23 protein-coding genes and 1 pseudogene are annotated in these 24,921 nt (G+C 71.8%); 10 read left to right on the top strand and 14 right to left on the bottom strand.

From position 1 onward, the window contains the following. Positions 1 to 95 precede the first annotated feature (95 nt). Positions 96 to 322 (top strand): annotated as a pseudogene (locus AB0I82_RS02010) (phosphatase); the annotation flags it as partial. A gap of 50 nt (positions 323 to 372) precedes the next feature. Here the strand turns inward: AB0I82_RS02010 and AB0I82_RS02005 are convergent. Next, the gene (locus tag AB0I82_RS02005; protein ID WP_363255084.1) at positions 373 to 1,311 is read right to left on the bottom strand and encodes a cation diffusion facilitator family transporter; all 939 of its coding nucleotides are present in this window, start codon (positions 1,309 to 1,311) and stop codon (positions 373 to 375) included. Between the two features lie 145 nt (positions 1,312 to 1,456). Here AB0I82_RS02005 and AB0I82_RS02000 point away from each other — a divergent pair, with 145 nt between their 5' ends. Beyond that, positions 1,457 to 2,422, top strand: coding sequence for an LLM class F420-dependent oxidoreductase (locus AB0I82_RS02000; RefSeq protein ID WP_363255083.1), 966 nt, complete (start codon positions 1,457 to 1,459; stop codon positions 2,420 to 2,422). Positions 2,423 to 2,447: 25 nt separating this feature from the next. Here AB0I82_RS02000 and AB0I82_RS01995 read toward each other — a convergent pair whose 3' ends face one another. Genes AB0I82_RS01995 through fdh form a run of 4 tightly spaced genes read right to left on the bottom strand, consistent with a single transcriptional unit; the run spans position 2,448 to position 8,593 of the window. Beyond that, positions 2,448 to 3,476, bottom strand: coding sequence for an aminoglycoside phosphotransferase family protein (locus AB0I82_RS01995; protein ID WP_363255082.1), 1,029 nt, complete (start codon positions 3,474 to 3,476; stop codon positions 2,448 to 2,450). Positions 3,477 to 3,480: 4 nt separating this feature from the next. Further along, on the bottom strand, positions 3,481 to 4,428 hold the full coding sequence (gene nrfD / locus AB0I82_RS01990) for an NrfD/PsrC family molybdoenzyme membrane anchor subunit (RefSeq protein WP_363255081.1): 948 nt from the start codon (positions 4,426 to 4,428) through the stop codon (positions 3,481 to 3,483). Then, positions 4,425 to 5,321, bottom strand: a complete 897-nt coding sequence (locus AB0I82_RS01985) for a 4Fe-4S dicluster domain-containing protein (RefSeq protein WP_363255080.1) — start codon at positions 5,319 to 5,321, stop codon at positions 4,425 to 4,427. Before AB0I82_RS01985 ends, nrfD begins: the two co-directional genes overlap by 4 nt. Beyond that, a complete protein-coding gene (gene fdh / locus AB0I82_RS01980) occupies positions 5,318 to 8,593 on the bottom strand; it encodes a formate dehydrogenase (protein WP_363255079.1) in 3,276 nt (1,091 codons plus the stop codon). Before fdh ends, AB0I82_RS01985 begins: the two co-directional genes overlap by 4 nt. A gap of 120 nt (positions 8,594 to 8,713) precedes the next feature. On the opposite strand from fdh, the gene AB0I82_RS01975 reads away from it, so the two are divergent. Together AB0I82_RS01975 and AB0I82_RS01970 are read left to right on the top strand one after the other, a co-directional pair. Then, the gene (locus AB0I82_RS01975; protein ID WP_363255078.1) at positions 8,714 to 9,271 is read left to right on the top strand and encodes an isochorismatase family cysteine hydrolase; all 558 of its coding nucleotides are present in this window, start codon (positions 8,714 to 8,716) and stop codon (positions 9,269 to 9,271) included. Between the two features lie 63 nt (positions 9,272 to 9,334). Continuing rightward, the gene (locus AB0I82_RS01970) at positions 9,335 to 9,667 is read left to right on the top strand and encodes a plasmid stabilization protein (RefSeq protein ID WP_363256041.1); all 333 of its coding nucleotides are present in this window, start codon (positions 9,335 to 9,337) and stop codon (positions 9,665 to 9,667) included. A 14-nt stretch (positions 9,668 to 9,681) separates the two neighbouring features. Here AB0I82_RS01970 and AB0I82_RS01965 read toward each other — a convergent pair whose 3' ends face one another. Genes AB0I82_RS01965 through AB0I82_RS01940 form a run of 6 tightly spaced genes read right to left on the bottom strand, consistent with a single transcriptional unit; the run spans position 9,682 to position 16,239 of the window. Beyond that, positions 9,682 to 11,064, bottom strand: a complete 1,383-nt coding sequence (locus AB0I82_RS01965; RefSeq protein WP_363255077.1) for a hypothetical protein — start codon at positions 11,062 to 11,064, stop codon at positions 9,682 to 9,684. Then, positions 11,064 to 12,377 (bottom strand): MFS transporter, encoded by a 1,314-nt coding sequence (locus tag AB0I82_RS01960; protein ID WP_363255076.1) that lies wholly within the window; start codon positions 12,375 to 12,377, stop codon positions 11,064 to 11,066. Before AB0I82_RS01960 ends, AB0I82_RS01965 begins: the two co-directional genes overlap by 1 nt. A 5-nt stretch (positions 12,378 to 12,382) precedes the next feature. Then, entirely contained in the window at positions 12,383 to 12,838 is a 456-nt protein-coding gene (locus tag AB0I82_RS01955; RefSeq protein WP_363255075.1) for a MaoC family dehydratase, read from the bottom strand. 40 nt (positions 12,839 to 12,878) lie between these two features. After that, a complete protein-coding gene (gene menE, locus AB0I82_RS01950; protein ID WP_363255074.1) occupies positions 12,879 to 14,387 on the bottom strand; it encodes an o-succinylbenzoate--CoA ligase in 1,509 nt (502 codons plus the stop codon). 31 nt (positions 14,388 to 14,418) lie between these two features. Next, positions 14,419 to 15,285, bottom strand: coding sequence for an amidohydrolase family protein (locus tag AB0I82_RS01945; protein ID WP_363256040.1), 867 nt, complete (start codon positions 15,283 to 15,285; stop codon positions 14,419 to 14,421). An 18-nt stretch (positions 15,286 to 15,303) separates the two neighbouring features. Continuing rightward, the gene (locus tag AB0I82_RS01940; RefSeq protein ID WP_363255073.1) at positions 15,304 to 16,239 is read right to left on the bottom strand and encodes an SDR family oxidoreductase; all 936 of its coding nucleotides are present in this window, start codon (positions 16,237 to 16,239) and stop codon (positions 15,304 to 15,306) included. Between the two features lie 231 nt (positions 16,240 to 16,470). On the opposite strand from AB0I82_RS01940, the gene AB0I82_RS01935 reads away from it, so the two are divergent. Then, complete coding sequence (locus AB0I82_RS01935) at positions 16,471 to 16,965, top strand: MarR family winged helix-turn-helix transcriptional regulator (protein ID WP_363255072.1); 495 nt, start codon at positions 16,471 to 16,473, stop codon at positions 16,963 to 16,965. 16 nt (positions 16,966 to 16,981) lie between these two features. On the opposite strand, the gene AB0I82_RS01930 is transcribed toward AB0I82_RS01935, so the two are convergent. Together AB0I82_RS01930 and AB0I82_RS01925 are read right to left on the bottom strand one after the other, a co-directional pair. Then, entirely contained in the window at positions 16,982 to 17,506 is a 525-nt protein-coding gene (locus AB0I82_RS01930) for a hypothetical protein (RefSeq protein WP_363255071.1), read from the bottom strand. A 169-nt stretch (positions 17,507 to 17,675) separates the two neighbouring features. Beyond that, positions 17,676 to 19,379, bottom strand: a complete 1,704-nt coding sequence (locus AB0I82_RS01925; RefSeq protein WP_363255070.1) for an IclR family transcriptional regulator C-terminal domain-containing protein — start codon at positions 19,377 to 19,379, stop codon at positions 17,676 to 17,678. Between the two features lie 185 nt (positions 19,380 to 19,564). Here AB0I82_RS01925 and AB0I82_RS01920 point away from each other — a divergent pair, with 185 nt between their 5' ends. The 5 genes from AB0I82_RS01920 (at position 19,565) to AB0I82_RS01900 (ending at position 23,896) form a co-directional block, all read left to right on the top strand. Further along, entirely contained in the window at positions 19,565 to 20,755 is a 1,191-nt protein-coding gene (locus tag AB0I82_RS01920; RefSeq protein ID WP_363255069.1) for a 4-hydroxybenzoate 3-monooxygenase, read from the top strand. A gap of 72 nt (positions 20,756 to 20,827) precedes the next feature. Continuing rightward, positions 20,828 to 21,508: an HAD family hydrolase gene (locus tag AB0I82_RS01915; protein ID WP_363255068.1), complete on the top strand. Its 681-nt coding sequence runs from the start codon at positions 20,828 to 20,830 to the stop codon at positions 21,506 to 21,508. Between the two features lie 120 nt (positions 21,509 to 21,628). Then, entirely contained in the window at positions 21,629 to 21,952 is a 324-nt protein-coding gene (locus tag AB0I82_RS01910; RefSeq protein ID WP_363255066.1) for a hypothetical protein, read from the top strand. A gap of 26 nt (positions 21,953 to 21,978) precedes the next feature. Then, positions 21,979 to 23,211: a cytochrome P450 gene (locus AB0I82_RS01905; protein ID WP_363256039.1), complete on the top strand. Its 1,233-nt coding sequence runs from the start codon at positions 21,979 to 21,981 to the stop codon at positions 23,209 to 23,211. 25 nt (positions 23,212 to 23,236) lie between these two features. Continuing rightward, a complete protein-coding gene (locus tag AB0I82_RS01900) occupies positions 23,237 to 23,896 on the top strand; it encodes a chemotaxis protein CheB (RefSeq protein WP_363255065.1) in 660 nt (219 codons plus the stop codon). Between the two features lie 7 nt (positions 23,897 to 23,903). On the opposite strand, the gene ligD is transcribed toward AB0I82_RS01900, so the two are convergent. Beyond that, entirely contained in the window at positions 23,904 to 24,920 is a 1,017-nt protein-coding gene (ligD, locus tag AB0I82_RS01895) for a non-homologous end-joining DNA ligase (RefSeq protein ID WP_363255064.1), read from the bottom strand. Position 24,921 lies beyond the last annotated feature (1 nt).

Here is a 24,921-nt window from a genome sequence, read left to right as displayed (position 1 = left end):
CAAGGGTAATTGGCTCGCCGTGACGGACCGGCGCCGCTCCACGACCTGGTGCTCCGACCGGGAAAGTTCGCCGGGGCGGCAGCTTCGCCTCGGCCGACGACGCACTACTGACGCCCTCGCCCGCTACCCGGTTGGCGGACGTCAACCTGGATCCGCCGTTCCCGAGTGCGCCCGGCTTCCGGGCCGTGGACCTGCTGGCCCACCCTGGACTGCCGGCTGCGTTGTCACCGGGATCGACGGTGCCCCGATCGGTGAGGCAGGTCGTGGGCTAGTGGTCGCCGCTGACGACGAGACCCACGGGCTGCTGATGGCGATGATGCGCAGCCGAAGCCAGTGCGGTGACCGCATGGGACGTCCGGGTGCTGCTCCGGCTCACCCGTGGCTTCCGCCGCCCGACTCCGGAACGGACCCGGCCGGGGCCTCCGTGATGTCCAGGAAGACATGGTCGGCCTGCGGCCAGGTGGCCTCGACCTCGCGCTTGATCCGTACGCACACCAGCTCCACCCGCTCGCTGTCCAGCCCCGGCGCCAGGTCGATCCGGGCCGCCACCAGCCACGAGTCCTCCCCGAGCCGCATCGTCAGCAGCGCCGCCACATTGTCGACCTCGGGCTGCGACACCAGCAGCGCCCGGATGCGGTCCCGCAGGTCCTCGTCGACGGACTCACCGATGAGATGGTCGCGCGCCTCCTTGCCGAGCCGGTACGCCACGTACACCAGCAGCAACCCGATCGCGAACGACGCCGCCGCCTCCCAGACCACCTCACCGGTGATCAGGTGGAGCACCATCCCGGCCGCCGCCAGCAGCACACCGACCACCGCGGCGCCGTCCTCCGCGAGGACCGTGCGCAGCGCCGGATCGCCGCCGCCGTCCTTGTGCACGCGCAGCTGATACACCGCCCTGACCAGCGAACTCCCCTCGGCGAGCAGGGCCACGCCGAGCACGATCAGCCCCGCCGTATAACCACTCGGCGTCTCCTGCGTGCCGTCCCGCAGCGCGCTGATGCCCTGGAAGAAGGAGAAGCAGCCGCCCATCACGAAGATGCCGACCGCGGCCAGCAGCGCCCAGAAGTACCGCTCCATGCCGTACCCGAAGGGGTGGCGGCGGTCGGCGGGGCGGCGGCTGCGGCGCAGCGCGGCGAGCAGAAACAGCTCGTTCAGACTGTCGGCGACGGAGTGCGCGGCCTCGGACAGCAGCGCGGGTGAGCCGGAGAGCAGACCGCCGACCGCCTTTGCGACCGCGATGACAAGATTGGCGGCGAGCGCCACGACGACCGTCACCCGGGTCCGGCCGTCGGGTTTCTTTTGATTCACCGGGATTCACCGCCGCCATTCGGGGGACGCGGAGGTTCCGGGAGATCCGCAATACGCATCAACGGAGCGTGTACCCGGTTCGATGAAAGGGAACCACGGGAAACTGCGCAGGGGATTCCGCAACCAGCCGAAAAGGTGAGTGACGATGGTGGACGTCGGATACACGATGATGACCGAACAGGCCGGTCCGCGCGAACTGGTCGACCATGTGGTGATGGCCGAGCGCGCCGGTTTTGACTTCTCCGTTACGTCGGACCATTACTTCCCGTGGCTGGCTTCGCAGGGCCACGCACCGTACGCCTGGAGCGTGCTCGGGGCCGCCGCGCAGGCCACTTCCCGCATTCCACTCATGACGTATGTGACGTGCCCGACGACCCGGTACCACCCCGCGGTCGTCGCCCAGAAGGCGGCGACGATGCAACTGCTCGCGCAGGGCCGCTTCCGGCTCGGCCTCGGCTCGGGGGAGAACCTCAACGAGCATGTCGTCGGGCAGGGCTGGCCCGCGGCGCCGGTGCGGCTGGAGAAGCTGGAGGAGGCCATCGAAATCATCCGGGCGCTGTTCTCCGGTGACGAGGTGACCTATCACGGCGAGCATTTCGATGTGGACCAGGCCGTGCTGTGGGACCTGCCCGAGGAGCCGCCGAAGATCGGCGTCGCGGTCTCCGGCGGGTACTCCTGCGAGATCGCGGGCCGGCTCGCCGACCTGGTCATCGCCACCGAGCCGAAGAGCGAGCTGCTGCGGAAGTTCGACCAGCACGGCGGCACCGGCAAGCCGCGCGTCGGCCAGATCCCGGTCTCCTACGACCCGGACCGGGACGCGGCGATCGCCCGGGCGCACGACCAGTTCCGCTGGATGGTCGGCGGCTGGCCGGTCAACGCCGAACTCCCCGGCCCGTCCGGCTTCAGCGGCGCCACTCAGTACGTACGCAAGGAGGACATCGCCGAGGCCATCCCGTGCGGCGACGACGTCGGTACGTTCGTGGAAGCGGTGCGGGCGTACGCGGACGCGGGCTTCACCGAGGTCGCCCTCGTACAGATCGGCGGCGACCAGCAGGAACCGTTCATCGAGTGGGCCCAGAAGAAACTGCTGCACGAGATCCGGGCGCTGTGAGGGCCTATGAGTGCGAACACGGCCTCTATGGCCGCTCTTCCGGAACGGGCTGAAGCGCGGGCCAGCGCGCGAGCATACGGTGGCGCATCGCGGTACAGAGCCCGCTCACACCGCTGAGAGAGGGATGGCCGGCCGTCATCCGGCCGACAACCCCGAGCCGGTGGACGAGCCGTTGCCGGGCGGTGGCGGTGCCCCACTTCCAGTCCCGGTGCGGAATGCGGGCCAGGTGATCCGTGCTGTCGCGGTGTGCCCGCTGCACCAGCGCGTCACCGCGGATCAGCCAGCCGGCGCACGCGTCGGCGAGCCCGTCCGGGGCCTCGGAGCCGGTCAGGGTCCGCCACTCCGTGCGGTACGCCCGCTCCGCCCGTGCCAGCAGCGGTTCCGCCGCCGAAGTGACACACCAGCAGGTCGGAAAGCCGATGCGCAGGTAGGCGAGCTCCATCAGACCGCTGCCCAGTGACGCCTGCTCGAAGTCGATGAACCGGAGCCCGGTGGCGGTGTGCAGGTCGTTGCCGGGACACGGATCCCCGTGGAGCAGGGCATGACCAGGTGCCCGGTCGAGCCGGTGGACGAGGTCATGCAGCTCGCCGGGCACACCGGACGCGACCGGCACCTCCAACGCCTCGGCCAGCCGCAGAAAAGACGCGATGTCGGCCTGCTGCGGGCCCTGCCACCGGGGAAGCGCACCGGCGTCCTCCGGGCGCGCGGTGGCATGCAGCCGAGCCAGCGCGGCCGCGTAGTCGACGATCCAGTCACCGGCCGGGCGCCGGTGCTCCACATGCTCCAGCACCAACACCCGCTCGCCGGGATCGGTGGCCAGCAACGCGGGCACCACGGGAGTGTCGGCTCGGGCGGCGAGCCGCAAAGCCGCCACCTCACGGGCGTACCGATCATCCGCACCAGGACCGTCGACGAGCTGCTTCACCACCGCCGTTGCGTCCGGCAGCTCGACGCGCCACACGCGCGAGCGAGGGCTGCTGCTCAGTGTGCGAGAGCGCCTGGGCGACCCCAGCTCGGCCCGTAACCCGTCGCCGAACGGCAGTTGTGACCACATGGGCTCATTCTTGCCTCCGCCTCCGCTGCGGTTCCACCGTGTATTTCGGGTCTTCCGCCGAGGCGATGCCCGCGTGGAAGATGCCGAAGCGGGTGAGGGCCGAGCCGGTCAGGAGGGCGAGGCCGCCCGCCACCGCCGCCGGGCGGCTGCGGCGGCCCAGCAGTCCGGCGGTCGCGGCGCCCGCCACGGTGAGCGCCTGCGCGCAGCGCAGCAGTGTGCCCGCCGTGCCGGAGCGGTAGGTCTCGGCGACCATGCCGAGCCGCCGCTCGGCCGCGGTCACGGCCGCCTTGTCGGCCGCGGCGGCCAGCAGCGCGGCGCCCCGCGCGGGCGCGTTCTCGCTGGTCGGGGACGTTACCAACGCCATGCCGGAGGCGGCGGCGGTCGCCGAGGCGGCGAAGAGATAGGGCAGTTCACGGTGCGCGCCGTGCCAGGCGGGCACCGCCGTGTCCGCGGCGAGGACCGCGGTGTACGTCGCGACGGCCGGGCCGAGCAGTGCGGCGGCCCCGGTCGCGGCGGCGCCCACCCGCGGCAGCCACCCGGTCACCGCGCTCGCGGCCGCCGCGCCCGCCATCGGCCCGTACCCCGCCAGCAGCCACGAGCCGACACTCATCGGTGAGGTCGGCTTGCACACCCGCAGCATGTTGAGGAAGCGGTCGGGCCGGCCCAGGTCGTTGATGAGGGCCGCGGTCGAGAGGGAGATCGCCGCCAGGGACGAGACCTTCAGTGTCTTCGCCATCGTGCGGCGGCCGGTCAGCTGGGCGCCCGCGGCCAGTACGGAACCGGCGCCGGCCAGCCCGCCCGTGAAGAAGTACCCGGCGATGTCCCGGGCCTGCCATGCCGGTGCCTTGATGACGGGCCGTCCGTAGTACGAGTCGAACTCGGCGCGCGGGACCATCAGTTCCTCGCCCTTGCGCCGCCCGCCGCCCCCGGTCCTCGTACCGATCGCGCTCATCGCCGTCCCTTCCGTCCGAGAATCGCGGGCAGTACGAAGGAGGCAGCAGCACCTGCCGCCAGGGACAGCGCCGCCGCGCCCGCGTGTTTCCACATCGCCGGAAGGTCGCGCGTGGTGACCACCGGGTCCGGCGGCAGTCCGTACACCTCCGGCTCGTCCAGCAGGAGGAAGAACGCGCCGTCGCCGCCGACGCCGTCCTCCGGGTCGTGCCCGTAGAGCCGGGCGCCGGGCACGCCCGACTCCTGAAGCTGGTCCACGCGCAGTGCGGCCCGTTCGCGCAGTTCGTCCAGCGGGCCGAACTGGATGGAGTCGGTGGGGCACGCCTTGGCGCAGGCCGGTTCCTGCCCCGCGCCGAGCCGGTCGTAGCACATCGTGCACTTGAAGGCCCGGCCGTCGTCCGCGCGCTGTTCGATCACGCCGTACGGGCAGGCCGGTACGCAGTAGCCGCAGCCGTTGCAGATGTCTTCCTGGACCACGACCGTGCCGTATTCGGTGCGGAAGAGCGAGCCGGTCGGGCAGACGTCCAGGCAGGCCGCGTGCGTGCAGTGCTTGCAGACGTCGGAGGACATCAGCCAGCGCAGGTCCCCGGCGGGCTGTTGTGGGTCCGCCGGGGCTTGTCGTGGCGCGGACTGTTCGATGAACGCGACGTGCCGCCACGTCGAGGCGCCCAGGCCCTGCGTGTTGTCGTACGACATGCCGGTGAGGGACAGGCCGTCCTCGGGGATCGCGTTCCACTCCTTGCACGCCACCTCGCACGCCTTGCAGCCGATGCAGACGGAAGTGTCGGTGAAGAAGCCGACCCGCTCGGGCGGGTCCGGGTGGCCCGCGTCCCCCGCAGGGTCCGGCTCCGGGCCGCTGAAGAGACTGCCGGTCTCGAAGAAGACGCCGGTCATGACGGCTGCTCGCTTCCCGTGAGCTCGGTGATGCCGGCGCGACGCCGGTACTCGGCGACCAGCCGCGGCAGGTCGGGACCGCGCGGCCGGCGGCCCGGCCGGATGTCGGCGGTCAGCGCCTTGTCCTCCTGGATGTGCGCGTTGGGGTCCAGCGCGATGGCCACCAGCTCGTTGGCCGCGTCACCGGTGACCGTGCCATTGGGACCCCAGTGGAACGGCAGACCGATCTGATGCACCGTCCGGCCCTGTACCGTCAGCGGCTTCATCCGCTCCGTCACCAGCACCCGCGCCTCGATCGCGTTGCGGGCCGTGATGACCGTGGCCCAGCCGGTGTGCGTGAGGCCGCGCTCGGCCGCGAGCTGCGGGGAGACCTCGCAGAAGAACTCCGGCTGAAGCTCGGCGAGATACGGCGACCAGCGGCTCATGCCGCCCGCGGTGAAGTGCTCGGTGAGCCGGTAGGTGGTGACCACGTACGGGTAGGTGCCGGCGCCCGGCTCGTCGCCGCTGGGGTGGTAGCGGTTGCCGGGGCGGGAGTGGATCTCCCGGGCGGGCGAGCGGGAGCGGCCGGGGTACAGCGCGTTGGTGAACGGCGAGTCCTGCGGCTCGTAGTGGGTGGGCAGCGGCCCGTCCAGCAGCCCGGCGGGCGCGAACAGCCAGCCCTTGCCGTCGGCCTGCATGATGAACGGGTCGTCGCCGCGCAGCGCGTCCGGCCCCTCCGCATCGTCCGGCGGCACGTACCCGGGCTCCTTGTCGGGTACAAAGTCGGGCACGTCGCGCCCGCTCCACGTGCCTGCCTCCGCGTCCCACCAGATGTACGCCTTGCGGTCGCTCCAGGGAGTGCCGTCGGGCCGGGCCGAGGCGCGGTTGTAGAGGATGCGGCGGTTGGCGGGCCAGGCCCAGGCCCATTCCGCGGCGACCCAGTCCTGTTCGTTGTGCGGCTTGCGCCGGTCGGCCTGGTTCACGCCGTCCGCGTACACCCCGCAGTAGATCCAGCAGCCGCACGTCGTCGAGCCGTCGTCCTCGAGCTCGGTGTACGCGGAGAGCGGCGCGCCGTCCGGGCCGCGCCCGTTGATCTCCGCGAGCACGGCGTCGGCGACCGGCTCGGCCAGCTCGCCCTGTACGGGATAGTCCCAGGCCAGGTCCTGGATCGCGCGGTCCATCGGGTCGGTGGAGGCGGCCAGCTTCGCCTTGATGCGGCGGCCGAGGTGGTACATGAACCACAGGTCGCTGCGGGCGTCGCCGGCCGGCTCGATCGCGGCGTGGTGCCACTGGACCCAGCGGTTGGTGTTGGTGAAGGAGCCGGACTTCTCGGTGTGCGAGGCGGCGGGGAGGAAGAACACCTCCGTACCGATGTCCTCGGTGCGCAGCTCGCCGGACTCGATCTCCGGGCCGTCCTGCCACCAGGTGGCCGACTCGATGAGGGAGAAATCGCGCACCACCAGCCAGTCCAGATTGGCCATGCCGAGCCGCTGCAGGCGGGTGTTGGCGGAGCCGACGGCCGGGTTCTCGCCCATCAGGAAGTAGCCCTTGCAGGCGCCGTCGAGCTGGGCGAGGACGATGTCGTACGCGCCGTGCGAGCCGGTGAGCCGCGGCAGATGGTCGAAGCAGAAGTCGTTCTCCGGCTGTGCCGCGTCCCCGTAATAAGCCTTCAGCAGGCTGACGAGGTAAGCCCGCATATTGCTCCAGAAACCCTTGTCCGTGCGGCTCGCCGTGACGAACGTGTCGAGATCCTCGTGCGCGTGGGCGTGCGGCATCGGCAGATATCCGGGCAGCAGATTGAAGAGCGTGGGAATGTCGCTGGAACCCTGGATGGAGGCGTGGCCGCGGAGCGCCTGAATTCCGCCGCCGGGCCGCCCGATGTTGCCCAGCAGCAATTGCAGCACGCTCGCCGCGCGAATGTACTGCGAGCCCACCGTGTGCTGCGTCCAGCCCACCGCGTAGGCGAAAGCGCTGGTGCGGTCCGGCCCCGAATTCTCGGTGAGGGCTTCGCAGACGCGCAGGAACGTCTCCCGCTCCACGCCGCAGATCTCCGCGACCATGTCGGGGGTGTAGCGCGCGTAGTGGCGCTTGAGGATCTGGAAGACGCAGCGCGGGTGCTGAAGCGTCGGGTCCCGTTCGGCACGGGACTCGGCCTGCGCGCCGCCCGAGCCATGGGTCTCCGCGTGCCCCGCCGCGTGGAGGTGCCGCCCGGTCTCCGGGTCCTTCTGCAGCCGCTGGTCGTGCCGCTGCTCCACGTCTCCCGAGGGCGCCTGCACGTCCGCGCCCTCGTACTGCCAGGTCTCCGCGTCGTAGCGGTGCTTCTCCTCGTCCAGGCCCGAGAAGATCCCGGCCAGGTCCTCGGTGTCCCGGAAGTCCTCGCCGACCAGGGTGGCGGCGTTGGTGTACGCCAGGACGTAGTCGCGGAACTCCTTGCCCTCGGTGAGTACGTAATTGATGATCCCGCCGAGGAACGCGATGTCGGTGCCGGCCCGCAGCGGTACATGCAGGTCGGCGAGGGCGCTGGTGCGGGTGAAGCGCGGGTCGACATGGATGACCGTCGCGCCGCGGGCCTTGGCCTCCATGACCCACTGGAAGCCGACCGGGTGCGCCTCGGCGAAGTTGGAGCCCTCGATGACGATGCAGTCGGCGTGCTGGAGGTCCTGCATGAAGGTGGTCGCGCCGCCGCGCCCGAAGGACGTGCCGAGCCCGGCGACCGTGGAGCTGTGGCAGACCCGCGCCTGGTTCTCCACCTGGACCACGCCGAGCCCGGTCAGCAACTTCTTGATCAGGTAGTTCTCTTCGTTGTCCAGCGTCGCGCCGCCGAGGCTCGCGATCCCGAGGGTGCGGGCCACGCGGGCACCGTCAACCTCCCACTCCCAGGTCTCGCGGCGGGTCTCGATCACCCGGTCGGCGATCATGTCCATGGCGGTGTCGAGGTCGAGCGGCTCCCAGTCGGTGCCGTGCGGCCGCCGGTACAGCACCTGGTGGCGGCGCGCGTCGCCGGTCGTCAGCTGGAGCGTCGCCGATCCCTTGGGGCACAGCCGGCCCCGGCTGATGGGGGAGTCGGGGTCGCCCTCGATCTGGACGACGCGCTCGTCCTTGACGTACACCTGCTGGCCGCAGCCGACCGCGCAGTACGGACAGACCGACTGCACCACCCGGTCGGCGGTGTCCGTACGCGGGCGCAGCTCCTCGGTGTACGCGGACATCGCGGCGCGGCCGCGGCCGAGCGGATCCTTGCCGGTGAGCTGCCGGTACACGGGCCAGTCGCGGAGCAGCCGCTGCACGCCCATGGGTCCTCCCGCCGTCGGCGCCCGGTGCCGTGATGAATGCCTCCAGGGTTGCCCCTGATGCGGCCGGGTGCCCGCTGACATGCCGCGCACACCCGCCGATCGGGCGAGACCCTGGAAGGCGTGACACACACCGCCCTCATCGTCATCGACATGATCAACACCTACGACCACGAGGACGCCGACCTGCTGCTGCCCTCGGTACGCAAGGTCCTGCCTGCTGTCGTCCGGCTCATCGAACGGGCCCGCGAGGACGGCGTACCGGTGATCTACGCCAACGACAACTTCGGCGAGTGGCGCTCGCACCACGGCGAGATCCTGCAGACCGCGCTCGCCGGGCCGCACGCGGAACTGGTGGACCCCATCCGCCCCGACGACTCCTCGCTCTTCATCGTCAAGGCCCGGCACTCGATCTTCTACGAGACGCCGCTGGCCTACCTGCTGTCCCAGCTCGGCATCGACCACGTCGTACTGTGCGGCCAGGTCACCGAGCAGTGCGTGATGTACTCCGCGCTGGACGCGCACATCCGGCAGCTGAAGGTCACCGTCCCGGACGACGCCGTCGCCCCCATCCACCCCGACCTCGCCGAAGCGGCGCTGCGCATGATGGAACGGAACATGAACACCCGCATCTGTACGGTCGCGACGCTGGACTGGGACGCGGCCGCGCGGCGTGATTGACGGCTGCCGTGCCGGGCACTCGGGTGGCGTAAAGCAAGGCAAGTGGTACGGAAGGAGCGCATGATGCCCAGCGGCTCCAACGCCAAACGCGAGCGTCAGTACGAGCACATCAAGGAAGGCGCCGAGAAGCGCGGCACCTCCTCCGGCCGGGCGAAGGAGATCGCCGCGCGGACGGTCAACAAGGAGCGGGCCCGCTCCGGCGAGGCCAAGTCGGCGAGCAGGTCCTCCACGCAGGACACCAAGTCCGCACCGGAACGCGGCGGCCAGCGCTCCGGCAACCGCACCGGTCCCAAGGGCCCGACGAAGGACCAGCTCTACAACGAGGCCAAGCAGAAGAACATCGACGGCCGCTCCTCGATGACCAAGGACGAGCTGGCCAAGGCCCTGGGCCGCTGAGGGCCTGGCCGGTCCTACTGCCCGTCGCCCGGGTGCGCCAGATCGTACGGACGCGGATACGGCCCCAGGCGGAAGGGCAGGTAACGCGCCTCCGTCGTCGGGTCGGACCGCCGTGCCTCCGCGTTGAGCGCGCCGGGCGAGGTGTTGCCCCAGCGCCCGGTCTCGACCCGGCGGTCGACCGTGTGCAGCGCCGCGAGCTGCTCGGCGGGGCTGAACGTGCAGTGCCCGGCATTGTCGACAAACCCCTGGCGCAGCAGCGCTCCGGACCCGGCCGCCGTGACGGCTCGCTCATGTGCCGAGGTGACCTGCACCGGGACCAGCGCATCGCCGGTGGTGTGCACATCCAGCTGCGGGGTGCGCAGCTTCCCGGTGAAGGCGATGTTGCGGGTCATGTAGCGGACGGCCGCCGGGTCCGCCTTGATACGGGGCGCGTCGGCCAGCGTACGGAGATCGTTCCGCAGCGAGAGCCCGGCCGCCTTGTAGAGCGCCGCGACCTCCTTGAAACCGGATGACTTGCGCAGCATCGCCGCGTAGTCCACGCCCGTGTTCCAGGACATGTTCCCGCCGGCCCGCTGCTCGGCCTCCTGGCGGCGCAGGAAGGCGGCGTCCAGCATCATGCCGACCGCCTGGTACTGGTTGGCCTGCTGCGCTTCGTAGTCGTCCGGCGCGGGCCGCTCCTGCTTCGGGTCGTTCCAGCCGGGGATGTTGTGCAGGGCGGCCGCCAGCGCGATCCGCGCCCGCCCGGCCGCGGTGCCCTGGGCCTTGTCGACGGCGGAGCCGAGCTCGCCGGCGGTCCGGCCCGCCTCGGCCGCGTCCGCGAAGCCGGTCAGCGGGATGTCCGAACCGGGCGCCAGCAGCGTCTTCAAGGCGAAGGCCGGGTCCAGGGTGGAGTTCCAGTTGGCGACGCCGCCCTGGACGAGGCCGCACAGGGACAGCGAGCCGTCGATGCGGTCGGGGTGCCGCTCGGCGATGGCGGTGGTGACCAGGCCGCCGTAGGACTCGCCCCAGGCGAGCGTGCGCCGTGCCGTGCCGACCCGGTCGGCGAAGACATCGAGGGTGGCGAGCTGATCGGGCACCGCCTGCTCGACGGCCCACCCGGTTCTGGAGTACGAGGACCCGGCGAGCGCGTACCCCTCGCTGAGCAGCAGCTTCTTCGTGGCCTCGTCGGAGGCGTCCACCGCCTCGTTGGGCTCGCCGGCGGACCGGTAGCCGTGGCTGAACAGCAGCAGGGTGCCGTTCCAGTGGGCGGGGGTGTCGATCAGGTACGTGGCGCCGGACGGCAGGGTGCCTTCGAGGTGGCGCGCTTGTTCCGGCACCGCGGCAGCGGGGGCGGCCGTGCCGGCGAGGAGCAGCGCGGCGAGCGCCGCGCCGGTCCGTGCCCGCTTGCGGACTCTCATCAATGGACTCCTTCAGGGGAGGGACGGATGTCTTCGGCGTCGAACCGGTCGTGGCTGGTCTCCCTGACTCCCCACACCGTGAGCGCGGTGACGGCAGCCCCCGCCGTGAGCAGCAGCGCGACGGGCCCGCTGCCGCCGTACGAAGCGAGCAGGCTGCCGGCGATCAGCGGCGAGAACCCGGCGCCGAGCAGCGTCGCGGTCTGGTAGCCGAGCGAGGCGCCGGTGTAGCGCACCCGCGTCCCGAACATCTCGGTGAGCAGCGCCCCCAGCGGCCCGTACATCGTGGACTGCGCGACGCCGTGCCCAAGGACGAGCGCCAGGATCAGCAGCCCGGGACTGCCGGAGTCGACCAGCGCGAACACCGGGAACGCGGTGGCCGCCGAGAGCACCGCACCGGCCAGCACCACCGGCCGCCGCCCGAACCGGTCGGACAGCGCCCCGGCACACGGCAGCACCAGCAGCGCCGTACAGGAGGCGAGCGTGACGCCGGTGAGGACCTGCGTCCGCGAGAAGCCGTGCCCGACCGCGTACGAGACCATGAAGCTGGTCAGCAGTGACTGGGCGGTGAACGGGCCGATGCCCACACACGCCGCGAGCAGCACGGCGCGCGGTTTGCGCAGCACGTCGAGGAGAGGCAGCCGGGCGGCGGTCCGCTGTTCCTTGACCGCGCGGAACAGCGGGCTCTCGGTGACCTTCAGTCGTACGTACAGCCCGGCGCCCAGCAGGACGATGCTGAGCAGGAACGGCACCCGCCAGCCCCAGGTGCGGAACTGGTCGTCGGGCAGCGTGCCGACGAGGGTGACGACGGCGGTGGACAGGACGGTGCCGAGCGGCGCGCCGAGCTGGGTGAGGCTGGTCCAGCGGCCGCGCGGCCGGCTGCCCGCGTGCTCGGCGACCATCAGCGTCGCACCGCCCCATTCGCCGCCGATCGCGATGCCCTGGACGACGCGCAGCAGTACCAGCAGGACGGGCGCCCAGACGCCGATCGCGTCGTACGTCGGCAGCAGCCCGATGAGGAAACTGCCCACGCCCATCAGCACCATCGTCGTCAGCATCATCGACTTGCGGCCGAGCCGGTCGCCGAAGTGCCCGAAGACGAGGCCGCCGAGCGGCCGGGCGACATACCCGGCCGCGAAGGTCCCGAAGGCCGCGACGGTACCGGCGGCGGGCGAGGCCGCGGGGAAGAACAGGTCGCCGAAGACGAGCGCGGCGACCGTGCCGTAGACCAGGAAGTCGTAGAACTCCACGGCCGTGCCGATCAGGCCGGAGACCGCGACACGTCTCAGGTGCCGTGGATCCTGGGCGTCGCTCACGGCGGTCATCCGTAGAAGCGGGAGAGGCTGCGCAGCACGCAGGCAGGCTTGTCGGCGCCCTCGATCTCGACCGTACCGTCGACCGCGATCTGCACCCCGCCCTTCACCTCGTCCACCGAGGCCAGCGTCGCGGCCAGCCGGATGCGCGAGCCGACCTTGACGGGGGAGGGGAACCGCACCTTGTCCAGGCCGTAGTTGACCTTCGTCGTGACGCCCTGGACGTCGAGGAGGCCGGTGAAGAGCGGGATGAACAGCGAGAGGGTGAGGTAGCCGTGCGCGATGGGCGCGCCGAACGGGCCCTGCGCTGCCTTCTCCGGGTCGGTGTGGATCCACTGGTGGTCGCCGGTGGCGTCGGCGAAGGTGTCGATGCGGTCCTGGGTGACGTCCAGCCAGTCGCTGGTGCCGAGGTCGCTGCCGGCGAGCTTCTTCAGTTCGTCGAGGCCGTTGACGGTGACGGTCATGGAGTTCTCCTTGAGAGGGGAAAGGGGGAGTGACGATGCGTCAGCTGTGGTCGCCGTGCAGCGCGCGGACGCGGGGCTTGAGGAGCTTTCCGGAGGCGGTGCGCGGCAGTTCGTCCGCCACCACCACCGACTTCGGGATCTTGTACTTGGCCAACTGACCGGCGAGCGCGGCGAGTACCTCGGCCGGATCCAGGGCGCAGCCCTCCCGGGCGACGACGACGGCACGTGGCACCTCGCCCCACCGCTCGTCCGGCACGCCGATCACGGCGCACTCCGCGATGCCGGGGTGGGCCAGCAGGGCGTTCTCGACCTCGGCGGGATAGACGTTCTCGCCGCCCGAGATGATCATGTCCTTGAGGCGGTCGACGACGGTGACATAGCCGTCCGCGTCGACCCGGGCCGCGTCGCCGGTGCGGAACCAGCCGTCGGCGAACGCGGCGGCGCTCTCCTCGGGCAGGCCCCAGTAGCCGGGCATCACATTCGGGCCGCGCACCAGCACCTCGCCGGTCTCGCCGATGCCGGCCGCCGTCAGGTCGGGCCGCACCACCCGTACGTCGGTAAAGAAGTGCGGCACCCCGGCCGAGCCCGCCTTGCTCACGGCGTGCTCACCGTCCAGGAAGAGCGCACCGGGCGCCGCCTCGGTCATGCCGTACCCCTGCTGGAAGGTCAGCCCGCGCTCCTGGTACGCGGCGATCAGCGGCCCTGACACCGGGGAGCCCCCGCAGGTCAGAATGCGCAGCGAGGACAGGTCGGCGGCCGGCCAGCGGGGGCTGCGCGCGATCCGCTCGTACATCGTGGGCACGCCGAACATGAAGGTGATCCCGTGCTCGGCGATCAGGTCGAAGGTGGCCTCGGCGTCGAAGGACTCCACCAGGACGCAGGTGCCGCCCTTGAGCAGGACCGGCAGGGTGAGCATGTTCAGCCCGGCGGTGTGGAACAGCGGCGCGGAGACCAGCGCCACCTCGTCCGCGGTCAGGTCGGTGTCGACCAGGACATTGAGCGCGTTCCAGGTGAGGTTGGCGTGGGTGAGCATGGCGCCCTTCGGGCGGCCGGTGGTGCCCGAGGTGTACATGATGATGCACACGTCGTCGCCGCCGACCGGCTCATCGAGCGGTTCGGCGATGGTCCCGGCCATCAACTCCTCGTACTCCTGGCCCACTTCGACGTAAGTCCGTACGGTGGCGGCCGTGTCGCCCAGGCCCGCCACGAGGTCGGCGTGGGTGGGGGAGTGCACCAGTGTGACGGCGCCCGAGTCGGTGAGCTGGTACGCGATCTCCGGCCCGGCCAGCCGGGTGTTGAGCGGCACGAAGACCGCGCCCAGCGCGCCCGCGGCGAAGAAGGTCTCCAGGAAGGCCGGGTGGTTGGGGCCGAGATAGGCGATGCGGTCGCCGCGCCGGACGCCGTTCGCGCGGAGTGCGCGGGCCAGCCGGGTGGTGCGGTCGTGCAGTTCGGCGTAGGTGGTCGCCGCGCCTTCGTGGCGGACGGCGGTGCGGTGCGGGGTCTTGCGGGCCCGGCGGGCGGGCCACGACCCCAGTCCCTCGTTGCGCACAGCGGCTCTCCTTGCGGTCCGTGCGGTGGGGTCAGGCGAGCCCGAGCAGCCGGGCGGCGTTCTCCTTGAGGATCTTCGGCCGGACGGCGTCCTTGATCTCCAGCTTCGCGAAGTCCGCGAGCCAGCGGTCCGGCGTGAGCACGGGATAGTCGGAGCCGAAGAGCACCTTGTCCTTGAGCAGCGTGTTGGCGTACTGCACGAGCTGCGGCGGGAAGTACTTGGGCGACCAGCCCGACAGGTCGATGTGCACGCCCGGCTTGTGCGTGGCCACGGCCAGCGCCTCGTCCTGCCAGGGGAAGGAGGGGTGCGCCAGGATGATCTTCAGATGCGGGAAGTCGGCGGCCACGTCGTCCACGTGCAGCGGGTTGGAGTACTTCAGCCGGATCCCGCCGCCGCCCGGCACGCCCGCGCCGATGCCGGTCTGTCCGGTGTGGAAGAGGGCGATGGCCCCGGTCTCCTCGATGACCTCGTACAGCTCGTACGCCAGCCGGTCGTTGGGGAAGAACGCCTGGATGCTCGGGTGGAACTTGAAGCCGCGGACGCCGTACTCCTCGACCAGCCGCCGCGCCTGCTTCACCGCCGCCTTGCCGCGGTGCGGGTCGAGCGAGGCGAAGGGGATCAGCACATCGGAGTTCTCGGCCGCGGCCTCGGCGACCTCCTCGTTCGGCACCGGCTCGGTACCGGTCGCGGATTCGGCGTCCACGGTGAAGACGACGGCGGCCATCTTCCGCTCGCGGTAGTACGCGGCGATCTCCGGCAGGGTCGGTTTACGGTTGCCCTCGATCTTGAAGTACGCGCTGGAGGCGTCGGCCAGGTCATCGTCCAGGGACGCCTGGCCCTTGCTGGAGACTTCGGCGTGCGTGTGCACGTCGATGGCCACCAGCTCGTCCACGTTCATCGCGCCGGTCGTCATGGCTCACGCCTCCGGGACGACGGGGGCGGGGATGCCCACGGACTGCGGCTCGCGGCCCACGCTCGTCTGCCAGGCGGCCGCGATGGTCTCCGGGCGCCAGCCGCCGTCCGCGTACGCCACCGACACCTCCTGCGGATGCGACCACAACGCCAGCTTGTCGCCGCCGATGCCGACACACTGACCCGTGACGTCCTTCGCCGCGTCCGAGGCGAGGAACGGCACCAACGCCGCGCAGTCCTCGGCCGTGCCGAACCCCTCGCCCTTGCGCAGGAAGTCCGGCAGCGGCGCGCCCTGTTTCATGGCCTCGATGTACGGCGCGAACGCCGGGATGGTCTCGGTCATCGCGGTCGCCGCGACCGGCACGATCGCATTGACCGTGACCCCGGCCCGGGCCAGCTCCATCGACCACGTACGGGTCATCGCGGCGATACCGGCCTTGGCCGCGGCGTAGTTGGTCTGGCCGAAGTTGCCGCGCTGTCCGGCGGGCGAGCCGACCAGGATCAGCCGGCCGCCCTCGCCCTGCTCCCGCATCCGCGCGGCGGCGGCCCGGGCGCAGGTGAAGGTGCCCTTCAGGTGGGTGGTGACGACGGCGTCGAAGTCCTCGTCGGTCATCTTCCACAGCACCCGGTCCCGCAGGATGCCCGCGTTGGTGACCATGATGTCCAGCCGGCCGAACTCCTCGACCGCGCGGGCCACGAGCCGGTCGGCGGCCTCGGTGGTGCCGACCGCGACGGCCTCGGCGACGGCCCGGCCGCCGGCCTCGGTGATCGTCTTGGTGGCCTGCTCGGCCACCGCCGCGTCGAGGTCGTTGACGACGACGGACGCGCCGGCCGCGGCGAGCGCCGAGGCGTACGCGAGGCCCAGGCCGCGACCGGAACCGGTCACTACGGCGACCCTACCGGTGAGGTCGACGGGGGAGTGGGCAGTGGGTCCGGACACGGTGAATCCTCTCAACAGGCGCAGTGCGCAAGGGAGTTGGACGACATAGGGGAGGTGAGCCGGGCGGTTCGCACGACTTCCGGCCTCGCCGTGACCGAAGCTAAGACCAATCATTGTCGACGTCAATGGTTGTCTTCGTAATCGAAAATGCGGCATGCTGAGCGCGCTGGTGAGATGGAGAGCCGGAGAGACCGCCCCGCACCCGGGGCACGAACAGGGAGCGCGCCACCGATGACCGCCCACGGAACGCCCACCGCTCAGGCCCCGCATCCACGTCCCGTCGACGCCGACGAGCCGTGGATGCGGGGCCTGCACGCTGACACCGGGTATCTGCTCTACCGGCTCGGCCTGCGCTCGGGGCAGCTCTTCAACGCAGCCCTCCAGGAATCCGGCCTCCGGCTGCGGCACTACGCCCTGCTGCGCTACCTCGCCACCGTCGAGGGCGCTCCCCAGCGGGACCTGAGCGAACGCCTCGGTTACGACCCGAGCGCCATCGTCGGCCTCGTTGACGACCTGGAACGCCTCCACCTCGTCGAACGCCGCCCGGCCCCCTCCGACCGACGCCGCCGCATCGTCGTACTGGCCGAGGCCGGCCGGACCTACCTCCGCGACACCGACGAGGCCAGCCACCGCGTCACCGACGAACTGACCGGCCCACTCTCGGAAGAGGAACGGGACACGCTGCATGCGCTGCTGCTGCGGGTCGCGCAGACGGACCGCGCGTGAGCCGCGGGGCGGCGTGCTAAGGGGCGAATGTCAGGGTGGCGGTGCCCGTCTGCGACGCCACTCCGCGGTCGGCGCAGGCGGCCGCGTCCAGCTGGGGCAGCGTCACCACGCGAGTGGCCTTGCTGCCCTTCCCTGTACCACTGGTGACCTTGCCCACTGACGTGACAATGGTGGTGCCATTGACCGCGCGCTCGACGTTGGTGACAGTGAACTCGACAGTGCTGGTCTTCCGGGTGTTCCAGGTGTACCGGATCACATCGCGCTGACCCGGGTCCGCGGTCACCAGGCAGCTGGCCTGCTCTTTGAATGATGCTGCGCCGTCACCGCCCTTGATGCCGTCCGGCGCCACGGCGCAGTTGTAGTGCTCCGCGACCGTGGCCGTAAGGGGCTGCTTCTCATCGGTCATCGCGGGGCTGTACGAGGCGGTCTGTTGGCCCGCGCAGCTGAGAAGAGTGGAGGTGCCATGAGCAGAGGGGGCGAGGAGGAGCGCCCCGGCGGTCATCGCGAGCAGTGCTGCCGTAGAGCGCGCGAACATGCGCATGAAGCCATCCTTGTCTCGGTTGGTCGACCTTCGCGGTCAACGAGCACGGCCAACCCAAGCGACACTGGATGAGCCGGACAACACAGCACCGCACGCTGCGCCATGAACCGGCCACAGGCGCAGCTCTCCCTGTGCACCACACGGCACACCAGTGAACCGGAGCGGCACCTCACGTCAGTGGGATGTGTGCGAAGCGGCCCGCGATGTGCAGGTCCGCTTCGATGCCGGTCACTGCGGCGCGCAGCTCCGGGAGGACATCCGTGACGCATTCCTCGGGGGTGCGGCGGACGGTGTGCATCGCGACGTTCACGGCCGCCACGACCTCGCCCGTACCGCTGCGGACCGGTACGGCGATCGAGCGGAGGCCCTCCTCCAGCTCGTCCTCCACCAATCCGTAGCCCTGGTCGGCGGCCTGGTCCAGGAGTGCGGCGAGCGCGTCGGGGGCGGTGACCGTCCGCGGGGTCAGCGGGCGTGGTGCGCTGCGGGTGAGCCGTGCGTACCGTTCGGCGGGCGGCAGCCCTGCCAGCATCGCCCGGCCCAGCGCGGTGGCGTACGCGGGCAGCCGGGTGCCGACGGTGATGTTGACGCTCATCACGCGGGTGGTGGCGACCCGTGCCGTGTACCGGATGTCGTCGCCGTCGAGCGTGGCGAGGGACGCCGAGTCGTGCACCCGCGCCGCGAGCGCGGCCAGGTGCGGCGCGGCGATCTGGGGGAGCGAGGTGCGGGAGAGCGGTGGGTAGCCGAGGGCCAGGACGCGCGGGGTGAGATGGAAGGTACGGCCTTCGGAGGCCACGTAGCCCAGGTGCTCCAAGGTGATCAGGGCGCGCCGCGCAGTGGCCCGGGCCAGTCCGGTCGCTTCGGCGGCGGCGGACAGTGTCAGTTCGGCGCGCCCCTCGCCGAACGCGGTCAGCACGGTCAGGCCGCGGGCCAGGGACTCGATGAACTCCCGGCCCAGCTCCTGCTTGGAGGCGGCGGTCCAGGCGGCGAGCGGCGCGGGCGACGGTGCGTCCGCCTGCCGCGGTGCCTCCGCCGCCTGCCGCAGCGCCTGCTCCATCGTGTCCACCGTCTCCCGCAGCCGGGGCAGCAGCGTGTCGCGCAGGGACGCGGCGCTGTGCCTGCTGGTGTGGCTGACGACGCTGGCCGCGCACGCGAGCGAGCCGTCCGGCGCGCGTACCGGCACCGTCAGCGCCACCAGCCCCGGCTCGATCAACTGGTCGTCCAGCGCCCACCCCTGCTCGCGCGCCTGCCGCGCGTCCGCCTCGAAGCGGTCGTCGTCGAAGCGGTTCTCGCTCGCCGCCCGGCCGGGCGCACGTGGCGGTACGGCCGGGAAGCCGCGGTCCTCCGGATCGGCGGCCCGGCGCTCCCGCCAGCGCGCCCACTCCGCCGCGGTCCACTCCGCGGCGAACAGCGCACCCGGTGCGGTGCGCTCGGCCGGCAGCAGGTCGCCGATGCGGAAGCTGAGCGACATCGCGCGGCGCCGGGTCGCCTGGTGCAGGAAGCGGATGCCGTCCCGGTCGGGGACGGCGAGGGACACCGACTCGTCCAGCGCGTCGGCGAGCGCGTCGGCATGCCCGCCGAGCAGCCCCGGCAGCCGGAGCGCGGCGAGATAGGCATTGCCCAGTGCCATGACGCGCGGAGTGAGCACGGCGTCCCGGCCGTCCAGGCGCACAAAGCCCATCCTGGCGAGCGTCGCGGTCACCCGGTCGACGGTGGAGCGGGCGAGGCCCGTGGCGCGCTCCAGCTCGCTCAGGCTCAGCGTGCCGTCGGCGTCGGTGAGCCGGCGCAGCACCGCGATGCCGCGCATCAGCGGCGTGACGGCCTCGGCCGGTGCCCCGGTGGCGGCGGGCGGCGTCGTGGTGTCGGTCGGTGGCATCGGCTCTCCGTCGTGGATCTCCAGTACACCGTAATCGCCCCTGATCAAACCGTTGACAGGCGTACGGAGCGGGCGCAGACTCATGGCCATGCGTTCGTGAACATTATTTCACTACGCGAACATCCGCCACAAGGTGCGGTACTCGAACCGGTACCGCACCGTCCTCGACGACGAGGAGACACCACATGCACACCACCGTCGGGATCATCGGCGGCGGCCCCTCCGGCCTGCTGCTCGCCCGTCTGCTGCACACCGCCGGCATCGACAGCGTCCTGCTGGAGCGCCGTGACCGCGCGTACGTGGAGCAGCGCCAGCGCGCGGGCATCCTGGAGCAGGCCACCGTGGACGCGCTGCGGGCCTGCGGGGCCGGGGCGCGGCTGGCCGCCGAGGGCATGGTCCACGACGGCATCGAGCTGCGCTTCGACCGACGCGCCCACCGCATCGACTTCCCTTCCCTCGCCGACGGGCGCCGCGTGACGGTGTACGCGCAGACCGAGGTCGTCAAGGACCTCATCGCGCTCCAGCTCGCCGAGGGCGGCCCGCTGCTCTTTGAGGCGGACGTGCATGCGGTGGAGGGCGCCGACACCGACCGCCCGCTGATCCGCTACACCCACGAGGGCCGGGAACAGACCCTCACCTGCGATTACGTCGTCGGCTGCGACGGCTTCCACGGAGTGGCGCGGAACGCCGTACCGGAGCGGCTGCGCACCACGTACGAGCGCGTCTACCCGTACTCCTGGCTCGGCATCCTCGCCGACGCGCCGCCCGCCGCCGACGAGCTGATCTACGCCCACTCCGACCGCGGCTTCGCGCTGGCCAGCATGCGGTCCCCGTCGGTCAGCCGGCACTATCTCCAGGTCCCCAACGGCACCGACCCCGCCGACTGGCCCGACGACCGCATCTGGGACGAGCTCGACGCCCGTTTCGCCCTCGACTCCGACCCGAGCCGGCGGCTCAAGCGCGGCCCGGTCACCGCCAAGTCGGTCCTCCCGATGCGCAGCCACGTCACGGAGCCCATGGCGTACGGCCGGGTGCTGCTGGCCGGCGACGCCGCACACATCGTGCCGCCCACCGGCGCCAAGGGCCTCAACCTCGCCGCCGCCGATGTCATCGTCCTGGCCCGCGCGCTGACCCACTGGCACACGACCGGCTCGACGGACCTCCTGGAGTCCTACTCCGACACCTGCCTGCGCCGCGTCTGGCGCGCGGAACACTTCTCGTACTTCATGACCACCACCCTCCACACCGCCCCCGACCAGTCCCCCTTCGAGACCCGTCTGCAGCGCTCCCAGCTCGACCGCATCGCGACCTCCCGGCACGCCGCCGCCGAACTGGCCGAGAACTACACGGGCCTGCCACTGCCGCCGCTCACCTGATCGGCCGGGCGGCGGGCACTCCGTATCGCGGTGACGGGTACTTCATACGTCCCCGACGGAAAGGCAACAGCCATGGCACGCGCGGCACTCTTCGACGTCGACGGCACGCTCGCCGACACCAACCACCTCCACGTCACGGCGTGGTGGGAGGCGTTCCGGCAGCGCGGGCACCACGTGCAGATGACCGCCATCCACCACGCGCTCGGGCGCCCGTCGAGCGATCTGATCGCCCACGTGCTGGGCGAGGACCGGGATCCCGGCCAGGACGCGGACATCAGTGCCGCGCACAAAACGCTGTACGGCACGTACTTCGAGCGGCTGCCCGCGCTGGACGCCGCCGGGGAGCTGCTGCGCGCCCTGGCGGCACGCGGCTGGCGGAACGTGCTGGTCACCTCGGCAGGCGGGCACGAGCTGGGCGCGCTGCGCCGGGCCATCGACGCCGACGACGCCATCGTGGACACCGCGAGCGCGGACGACGTCAGCGAGGGGAAGCCCGCGCCCGAGCCGGTGGAGCACGCCAGGAAGCTGGCCGGGGTGGCGACGGAGCGGGCGGTGTTCGTCGGGGACTCGGTGTGGGACATGCAGGCCGCGACCCGGGCCGGGGTCGGCGCGGTCGCCCTGCTGTGCGGCGGCATCCCGCGGGCCGACCTGGAGAAGGCTGGGGCCTCGGAGGTGTACGCGGATCCGGCCGATCTGCTGGCCCGGCTCGACGACAGCCTCTTCGCCCGGGTGGAGGCCCCCGATACCCCCTGAGGTGAGGGGGAAACCTCCCGTGATGCCGTATATGAGTCGGCGCTCCATCATGAGTTGAGGCCCGCTCGGCGGGGCACCCGTGAAGTCTCGTGCAGTCCCTGAAGGGCGGAACGGAGCGTTATGACGCGGAAGAACGAGCAGGACGAGAAGGGGCGCAGCGCCGCCAAGGGCGCGGGCCGGGGCGATCCCCGGGACCGGGACACGGCGGCGAAGGAGGTGCTCGCCGAGTTCGAGGACGCCGAGACCCGCGTCGGCCGGCCCGAAGAGCGGCGGCACGTGGCCGGCGAGAGCGGGGACCCCCTGACCACCAGCCTGGACGCCCAGGAGTCCCTCGACGAGAGCGCCCGCGCCAAGGCCGGCACGCGGCCCGACCCGGAGCGGCCCGAACACACCCGGCCACCACGCGCGAAGCGGCAGGAGTCCGCACGGCCCGAGGAGGACTGAGCGCTGTGGGGGTGTCCTTGCCTGCCCTGTCCGACAGCACCGTGCCGCTGCTCCTGGAGGGGTACGCATGGCTGCCCGACCGCCGGCGCCGCAACGGCGGCGCGCCGGTCCGCACCCGGCTGCTGGGAAAGCCGGCGATCGCGCTGCACGGCACGGACGCCGTGCGGTTCTTCTACGACGAGAGCCACATCCACCGCCGGGACGCGCTGCCGGGCCCGGTGCTCGACACGCTCTTCGGCCGCGGCGCGGTGCACACCCTCGACGGCGACCGGCACCGGGTGCGCAAGGCCCTCTTCGTCCATCTGCTCAAGGACGAGGAAGGCATCGCGGAGCTGACCGAGCGCACGGCCGCCGAGTGGCAGCGGGCCCGCACCGACTGGTCCGGCAGCCCACGAGTAGTCCTCTTCGACGCGTTCGCGCTGCTGCTCACCCGCGCGGTCTGCGACTGGGCGGGCATCGCGCTCGACGACGACGGCGCACAGGAGATGGCCGACGACCTGGTCGCGATGGTGGACGGCTTCGCGACGCCGGGGCCGCGCCACTGGCGGGCCCGCCGCGCGCGCAGCCGCCAGGAGGAGCGGCTGGCACGCCGCATCGAGGACATCCGGCGGGCAGGCCCTGAGCACGAGGCGTCGGGCCGGCCGAGCGGTACGGCGCTGGCGGAGATCGCCCGGCACCGGGAGTCCGACGGCGCCCCGCTCGACGCGCACACCGCCGCCGTGGAGGTGCTCAACGTCATCCGGCCGACCGTCGCGGTCGCCTGGTTCCTCACCTTCGCCGCGCACGCCCTGCACCGCTGGCCCGAGCACCGCGCGCCGCTCGCCAAGGGCGACGCCGCCTACGCCCGGGGCTTCGCCCACGAGGTACGCCGCTTCTACCCCTTCGTGCCGTTCCTCGGCGGGCTGGCCGCACGCGACCTGGAGTGGCGGGGCGAGCGCATCGGGGCCGGCACGATGGTCCTGCTCGACGTCTACGGGCAGAACCACGACCCCGACCTGTGGCCACGCCCGTACACCTTCGACCCCACGCGCTTCACGGAAGCCGAGCCGGGCCGCGACGACCTCATCCCGCAGGGCGGCGGCGAGGTGTCGAACGGCCACCGCTGCCCGGGTGAGGACATCGTGCTCGCGCTGCTCCAGACGCTCGTACCGCTCCTGGCGCGGCTGGAGTACCGCGTGCCGGAGCAGGACCTGACGGTGCCGCTGCACCGCATCCCGTCGACGGTACGCGGCGGGTTCGTCGTCACCGGCGTCCGCTGACCGGCGACATGAGCAGGCGGCAGCCATGACGTCGTACGTCTCGAAATTCGACCGGGAGCCCGGCCTCGCGCCCGAGGCCAGGTTCCCGGTGGTCGCGCTCGCGTCCTCGGCCGGCGGGCTCAACGCGCTGTTCCAGGTGCTCGGGCCGCTGCCCGCCGATCTGCCGGCGGCCGTCCTGGTGGCCCAGCACCAGCAGCCCGACCGCCCCAGCAGGCTGCCGCAGCTGCTCGACGCCCGTACCCCGCTGACGGTCCGTGCCGCCCGTGACGGGGACACCATGGAGAAGGGCACCGTGCTGGTCACCCCGCCGGGCTACCACCTGCTGGTGGTCAGCGACAACCGCATCGGCCTGATCGGGGTCGGCGAGCGCGCCCTGCCGCCCCGGCCGACGGCGGACATGATGCTGGCGACCCTGGCCGTGACCTGCGGCCCTCGGGCGCTGGCGGTGGTCCTCACCGGCGTCGGCACGGACGCCCAGTCCGGCACCCGCGCGATCACCTGCTGCGGCGGCCGGGCCCTCGCCCAGGACGAGGCGACATCGGTGCACTTCGGGATGCCGGGCGCGGCGATCAGCACCGGAGAGGTGGACAAGGTGCTGCCGCTGACGGAGATCGCCAAGGAGATCCAGACGTATGCGACCGCGCTGAACGAGGAACAGCCGGGCAGCGGCTGCGAGGCGAGCTGATACCGGCTCACGCGGCCTGCGACGGCTCCTCCCGCACCACCTCGGACGGCTTCTTGTCGTCCCGCAGCCCCAGGAACCGCGGGTGGCGCAGCATCCCGTCCCGGGTCCACTCGGTGAAGCCGACCTCGGCGACCAGCTCGGGGCGTACCCAGTGCGCGGCCCGCTCCCGTACCGGATCGCCGAACGGGGAACGGGCCTGCTCCCGCTCGTCCAGCAGGCCGCGGATGCGGTGCAGCGCGGCCCGGTCGTAGCCGGTGCCGACCTTGCCCGCATACCGCAGCGCGCCGTTCGCGTAGTAGCCGAGCAGCAGCGCGCCGAAGCCGACGCGGCTGCCGGCCGGCTCGGTGAAGCCACCGATGACGAACTCCTGGCCGCGGGCGCACTTCAGCTTCAGCCAGTCGGAGGAGCGGCGCGGCACGTAGGGGCCGTCGGCGCGCTTGGCGATCAGCCCCTCCCAGCCCCGCTCGCAGGCGTCGGCCAGCCGCTGCGGGCCGCCCTCGTTGCGGTGCGGGGTGAAGCGCAGCGGGGAGACGAAGCGCAGGCTGCGGCGGAGCAGGGACTTGCGGGTGCGCAGCGGCAGCCGGGTCAGATCCTTGCCGTCCAGCCGCAGCAGGTCGAAGACGTAGTACGTCACCGCCACCGAGCTGGCGCGGGCCTGTGCGGGGTCGGTGATGCCCATCCGCTGCTGGAGCCGGGAGAACTCGGTGCGGCCCTGCGAGAAGGCGACGATCTCGCCGTCCACGGCGAAGTCCCGGCAGCTCTGGGCGGCCAGCGCGTCCGCGATCTCGGGGTAGGTGTCGTCCAGGGGCCGGCCGGTACGGGACAGCAGCCGGGTGCGGGCCCGGTCGCGTACGGCCAGCGCGCGGACGCCGTCCAGCTTCCGCTCGAAGATCCAGCCGTCGTCGAAGTCCCGGCGGTCGGAGAGCACCGCGAGCATGGGGTGGGCTGCCAGCTGTTCGCCCGAGGGGGCGTCGGCCAGCAGCCGCCGTTGTTCGCCGGGCAGCGACTCCAGCAGCCCCGCCACG

Source organism: Streptomyces sp. NPDC050315, assembly GCF_040655775.1.
Taxonomy (GTDB): Bacteria; Actinomycetota; Actinomycetes; order Streptomycetales; family Streptomycetaceae; genus Streptomyces.
Note: the sequence above shows the minus strand (reverse complement) of the source record. Positions and strands in the feature narration are given on the sequence as shown.